Here is a 5,899-nt window from a genome sequence, read left to right on the forward strand (position 1 = left end):
CGAGGCCGCGATTCTTCAGCGCGAGGATTTCGGCGGCGCGTTCCGGAGAAAGCGCCGCGCCCCGAGCGCCGGCGGCGCTCACGGCCGCCGCCGCGCAGAGAAATGCCGCCGCGGCGGCAAGCACGGCGGCGGGGATCGCCCGAGTCATCGCGCGATCTTATCCGCTCGCCCGCGATACGATCCGAGGGGTGAACGTCATCGGCGTGATTCCGTCCCGGCTCGCCTCGACGCGCCTCCCCCGCAAGCCTCTGGCGCTGATCGCGGGGAAAGCCATGGTCGAGCGCGTGTGGGAAGGGGCGCGCGAATGCGCCGGGCTCTCCCGGCTCCTCGTCGCGACCGACGCGCCCGAGATTCTCGAGTACTGCCGCGCGCGCGGAATCGACGCGGAGATGACCTCCTCGCAGCACGTCTCGGGCACCGATCGGATCCGCGAGATCGCGGCGCGCTTCCCCGCGGACGTGTACGTCAACGTCCAGGGCGACGAGCCGATGGTGACCGGAGCGCACGTCGACGCCCTCCTGCGGCCGTTCGGGCGCTCCGAGGTGGCGATCTCGACGCTCGCGCTCCCGGTTCCGCCGGACGCCGTTTCCGACCCCAACACGGTCAAGGTGGTGACCCGGCTCGACGGCCGCGCCCTCTACTTTTCGCGTTCGGCGATCCCCTTCGACCGCGACGGGAGCGGGCCCGAGTACCGCAAGCATCTCGGCTTCTACGCGTACCGCCGGGACGCGCTCGAACGATTCGCTTCGCTCCGTCCGTCTCCGCTCGAGCTCGCGGAGCGGCTCGAGCAGCTGCGGTTCCTCGAGAACGGGATCGACATCCACGTCGCCGAGGCGCCGTCGGACACCTGGAGCGTGGACACCGCGGAGGACCTCGCGCGCGTCGAGCGGCATTTTCGCGGACGCTGAGCGAGGACCCGGCCGCCTCGACGTAACCCGCTGAAAAGCTTAGCTTTGTAGTTCCTGCAATGCGGGAAGCACCCTCTTTTCGGCACCGGGCTTGCTCCCCTTAACCCCGGAAGGGCAAACGCCCGGCCGGTCCGCCGCAGGACCGGAAATGCTGATGTCCCGCAAAGGAGGGAACCCGATGAAAAGAACCAGACTGCTTCTTCTGCTCGGCGCCGCCGTCGGCGTCTGCGCGTTGGGACGCGCCCAGGCTCAGAACGACCTGCCCGCCGGAACTCCGTCCGATGAATCCGCACCCGGGACGACGACGACCACCACCACCACGTATCGCGGCTCGGTCGTCCGGATGGAGCCGGGGCATGTGATCGTCCTGCGCGATCACGGCCGCGAAGTCAGCTTCATCCTGACGCCGACGGTCGAAGTTCCCAGCGACGTCGCGGTCGGACGGGTCGTCACGCTGACGACCGAGCCGGGAACGACCACGGTGTCCCGCATCGTCACCAACGACATGGACTCCGAAGGCCGGCCTCGCCAGACCACGGAGACCCGGCGAATGGACGATCAGGGCAACCTGACGACCACCCGGGAGACGACGACCTACGGGACGGTCAGCGCGTACGAGCCCGGGAAGTCGATCACGATCGAAGGTCGCCACGGAAAGAAAGTGACTTACATCATGACCGACTCCTCGCAGGCGCCGAGCTCGATCCGGATCGGAAAGAAGGTCCGGATCTACACGGTTCCGGTGCGTTCGAGCGAGCAGCCCGTGGTCAAGCGCATCACGGTCACCGAAACCACGACCCCGCCCGAAGAGCAATAGCCGCGCACCCGGTCGCGGATCGGACGCCCGCCGCGAGGCGGGCGTTTTTTCGTTCGTGCCAGAATCCTCGGGATGCGCGAACGTCGGCGGGCGATGAGTTCGGGGGCCTCGGCCGGGGCGGCCGATCCTCTTCGGCGATGACCGAGCATCGGCGCCGACGTCGGCCCCTGCACCTCGCCATCCGGGACTGGCCGGGCGCGGTGCGCATCGCGCTCGCCATCGTCTGTCTTCTCGTCGGTCTCGCCGGCGTCGTGCTCCCGATCCTTCCGGGCTGGCCGTTTCTGTTCGTCGGCCTCGCGATCCTGACGACCATCTTTCCCGGACTGCGCCGATTCTGGCGCGCTCGGATGCGCCAGCACCCGAAGCTGCGACGGGCCCTGAAGAAGGTTCAGACGAAGAAACCGAACGCGAGGTGACACCGGCGAGACCGGCTCGCCCCGCCGCCGGAGGCTCGGACGGACCTCGCCGCGCCGGCTACTTCAGAAGAAATGCTTCCATCGGCTCCCACTTCTCCTTCCAGGCGTGCGGCACGAGCTGCTCCGTCACGACCGGCGGGAGCTTCGCGGCCATGAGGGCGCGGTCCGCGGGCTCGAGATTGTGGAGAAGGAAGGGAACGACGAGGTAATCGGGGCCCGCGTTCCTCTGCGCATGCGCCGCGAGGGCCTTGCCGAGCTCTCCCTGTTCCTCGCCCGACATCGCGGCGTCGAGCGCTTCCCCGGTGAAGTGCTCCTCTTCGACGGCGATGTGGGAGTGCCACAGCTGGTCGATACGATCGAGCGCGCCGAGGAGCCGGCCCAGCCAGATCGATGCCGGATGGCCGCTCAGCGCGCTCTCCACGGCGTCGTCCGCCGCCGAAAGCGCCGGCAGGAGGTGCCGGTGATCACGATCGAGACGATCGTAGGGAGCCTGCGGGATCCGCTCGCGAAACCGGGGAAACGCGAGCTGGTCCTCGGCGCCGTGATGGGCGTGGAGAGTGGCGAGGAGCGCCCGCGCGAAGGACACGTACCCTTCGCGGGTTCTCGCGTCCGGAAAATCCGTCCGCGCGAAGGCGGAGCCCCGCTCGCGGGCGACGGAGAGAGCGCGCGTGATGATTCTGTGGATTCGCAGAAGATCGTCGGCGAGTTTGTCGCTCATGGGGAGCGCTTTTTAACGGAAACCGGCGGGCCAGTTCAAGAGCCCGCTCCGTTTGCGCGATTCGATCGGATTGCGGGCCGCGCGCCCGCCACGCGGCGCGAAGCCTCCCCGACACCCGGAGCGAAGTGGTTGTCGCGCGGCGGAGGCTGAGCGGGGCAGGACGACCCTCGAGCGAGGCGCGAATCGATCTTCCTGATCTGTGAGCTCGGTGATGCGCCGAGCGGTCAAGGCGCGGCGCGGAAGAGATGCCATCGGCATGCCGGGGTCGTCGGCCCGCTCCGCGGGCCGCCGCCACCGATATCCCGGAGCTAATCCATCTGGCGCCGGAGCACCGTCGGGATGTCGAAATCCTCCCGCGCGGACGCGTTCGGGCCGAACCCCGTCGGATCGTCGCTCCGCATGAAATGCGAGCGCTTCGCCGGCTGGGGCTCCGGCTCGTCCTCCAGATCGGCGAGCGCCTTGGGGCGGTCGTGCTCGGAGTCGAAGCCGGTCGCGATCACCGTCACCTTGACGGAGCCCGCCATCCGTTCGTCGGTGACGCACCCGAAGATGATCTCCGCGTCCGGGTCGGCGGCGCGCTGGATGATCTCGGCGGCCTCGTTCATCTCGTAGAGCGTCATGTCGGGTCCGCCCGTGATGTTCATCAGCACGCCGCGGGCGCCGTCGATCGAGGCGTCTTCGAGGAGCGGCGACGAGATCGCCGCCTGGGCCGCCGCGACGGCACGGTTCTCGCCCGACGCGACGCCGGTTCCCATCAGGGCGCGTCCCATGTCGGACATGATCTTCTTGACATCCGCGAAATCGAGATTGATCTCGCCGGGCGACGTGATGAGGTCGGAGATCCCCTGGATCGCCTGGCGCAGGATGTCGTCGGCGATGCGGAAGGCCTCGAGATGCGTCGTATCGCGCTCGACGAAGGAAAGGAGCCGCTGGTTCGGCACCGTGATGAGCGTGTCGACGTGGTCGCGCATGTCGCGCATCCCGCGCTCGGCCTGCTTCATCCGCTTGCCTCCCTCGAAGAGGAACGGCTTCGTGACGATCCCGACCGTCAGGGCCCCCTGCTCCGCCGCGACCTTCGCGATGACCGGGGCGGCCCCCGTTCCGGTGCCGCCGCCGAGTCCCGCCGCGATGAAGACCATGTCGGAGCCGGCGAGCAGGGCGTTGAGCTTGTCCAGGTCCTCGAGCGCCGCGTTCTTGCCGATCTCCGGATCCGCGCCCGCCCCGAGCCCCTTCGTCAGCCGCGAGCCGAGCTGCACCTTGTGCGGCGCGAGAGACTTTCGCAGGGCCTGCAGGTCGGTGTTGCAGGCGATGAACTCGATCCCCCGGATCCCCGCCGAGATCATCCGGTTGACGGCGTTCGAGCCGCCGCCGCCCACCCCCAGAACGCGGATCCGGGCGGGAGCGGATTCGGTGTCCTCGAGCTCGATCGCGAGGCGCTTCTCGGATTCGTCGTCGAAGGTGATCATCGATCTTCTCCTCAGAAAAAGTCTCCAATGAATTTTTTGACGCGGGACAACGAGAAACCGCGGGTCTTGCGGTGCGACTGGGCGCGCTGGCCGTAGAGCAGGAGTCCCGTCGCGACGGCCCACTCCGGGCGCGACACGACGTCGACGAGGCCGCCGATCCCGGCGGAAGGAACGCCCCGGCGAACGGGGCCGTCGAAGACCGTCTCGGCGACCTCGAGAAGGCCCTCCATCTCGGAGCCCCCGCCGGTCAGCACGTAGCCGGATCGAAGCTCGGCATCGAGGCCGAGCCGCTTGACCTCGTCGCGGATCAGGCCCATCAGCTCCTCGGCCCGCGGCTGCAGGATGTCGGCGAGCATCGTCCGCGGGCAGAGCTTCGGCGTGCGGCCGCCCACCATCGGAACCTCGACCATCTCCTCTTCCGAGACGGACGACCGGAGGGTCGACCCCGACTTGCGCTTGATGCGCTCGGCGTCCGGGATCGGCGTCCGGAGCACGACCGCGAGGTCGTTGGTGAAATGGTCGCCGCCGACCGGGAGGACCGCCGTGTGCGCGATCGACCCTTTCTGGTAGAGCGCGACCTCGGTCGTGCCCCCGCCGATGTCCGCGAGGCAGACCCCCAGCTCCTTCTCGTCGGCGGTCAGAACGGCCTCGGCCGCCGCGAACTGCTCGAGCACGAGCTCGACGACCTCGATCCCCGACTTGTTCAGGCAGGCCGCGAGGTTCTGCGAGACCGCGACGGGGGCCGTCACGATGTGGACGTTCGCCTCGAGCCGCGCCCCCACCATGCCGAGCGGATCGGCGATGCCCTCCTGGCCGTCGACCGAGAACTCGCGCGGGATCGCGTGCACGATCTCGTGATCCTGCGGGACCTGAACGGACTTGGCGGCGTCGACGACCCGGGCGATGTCGTCGCGCGAGATCTCGCGGGCCTTCCCGGAGACGGCGACGACGCCGCGGCTGTTGAACGAGCGCACGGCCGACCCCGAGAGCCCGGCATAGGCCCGCGTGATCTGGGCCCCCGCCATGATCTCCGCCTCCTCGGCGGACCGCTTGATCGCTTCCACGGTCGAGTCGACGTTGATGATGTTGCCCTTGCGGGCGCCGCGGTGCGCGGTCGAGCCCTTCCCCAGGATGTCGAGGCCGCCGCGCGCGTTCGGCTCGCCGATCAGCACGCAGACCTTCGACGAACCGATGTCGCACGAGACCAGGAAGTTCTCCGGCTTGGCCATCAGACGGTCTTCCCCAGCGCGAACGCCCCGGAAAACACCACGCGACGGTCGAATCGCAGGTCGATCGCCTTCGGGACGATCCCGCGAGAGTCCATCTCGGGTTTGAGGGAGAAAAGCGCGCGGATCTTCTCCGGGGCGTCGCTACCCAGAACCTCGATCGGTACGCGCAAGGTTCCGTCCATGATACCGAATCCTCCGGAAGAAAGCGCCCAAATTTCCGACACCGTCGACGCGTACTCCGGGAATCCTCTCTGGAGCGACGCGAGGAGCGCCGCCGCGTCGGCGAGGCGCTCGTCCGGAGCGGTGACGATCGGATAATCGCCCGGCGATTCCCGCGGATCGAAC

Annotated in this window: 7 protein-coding genes; 3 read left to right on the forward strand and 4 right to left on the reverse strand. The window is 68.6% G+C overall.

Annotated elements, in window-relative coordinates; all coding sequences use genetic code 11:
- Positions 1-188 precede the first annotated feature (188 nt).
- The 3 genes from kdsB (at position 189) to VFS34_13715 (ending at position 2,141) form a co-directional block, all read left to right on the forward strand.
- Positions 189-908: a 3-deoxy-manno-octulosonate cytidylyltransferase gene (kdsB, locus tag VFS34_13705; protein ID HET9795503.1), complete on the forward strand. Its 720-nt coding sequence runs from the start codon at positions 189-191 to the stop codon at positions 906-908.
- Positions 909-1,086: 178 nt separating this feature from the next.
- On the forward strand, positions 1,087-1,725 hold the full coding sequence (locus VFS34_13710; protein HET9795504.1) for a hypothetical protein: 639 nt from the start codon (positions 1,087-1,089) through the stop codon (positions 1,723-1,725).
- 137 nt (positions 1,726-1,862) lie between these two features.
- Complete coding sequence (locus VFS34_13715; GenBank protein HET9795505.1) at positions 1,863-2,141, forward strand: hypothetical protein; 279 nt, start codon at positions 1,863-1,865, stop codon at positions 2,139-2,141.
- A 58-nt stretch (positions 2,142-2,199) separates the two neighbouring features.
- On the opposite strand, the gene VFS34_13720 is transcribed toward VFS34_13715, so the two are convergent.
- The 4 genes from VFS34_13720 to VFS34_13735 form a co-directional block, all read right to left on the reverse strand.
- The gene (locus VFS34_13720; protein HET9795506.1) at positions 2,200-2,859 is read right to left on the reverse strand and encodes a hemerythrin domain-containing protein; all 660 of its coding nucleotides are present in this window, start codon (positions 2,857-2,859) and stop codon (positions 2,200-2,202) included.
- 308 nt (positions 2,860-3,167) lie between these two features.
- Entirely contained in the window at positions 3,168-4,325 is a 1,158-nt protein-coding gene (ftsZ, locus tag VFS34_13725) for a cell division protein FtsZ (protein ID HET9795507.1), read from the reverse strand.
- An 11-nt stretch (positions 4,326-4,336) separates the two neighbouring features.
- Positions 4,337-5,554, reverse strand: coding sequence for a cell division protein FtsA (gene ftsA / locus VFS34_13730; protein ID HET9795508.1), 1,218 nt, complete (start codon positions 5,552-5,554; stop codon positions 4,337-4,339).
- A partial coding sequence (locus VFS34_13735; GenBank protein ID HET9795509.1) for a cell division protein FtsQ/DivIB occupies positions 5,554-5,899 on the reverse strand: 346 nt, incomplete at its 5' end. The genes ftsA and VFS34_13735, both read right to left, overlap by 1 nt.

The sequence above is a fragment of the Thermoanaerobaculia bacterium genome (assembly GCA_035717485.1).
Classification (GTDB): Bacteria; Acidobacteriota; Thermoanaerobaculia; order UBA5066; family DATFVB01; genus DATFVB01.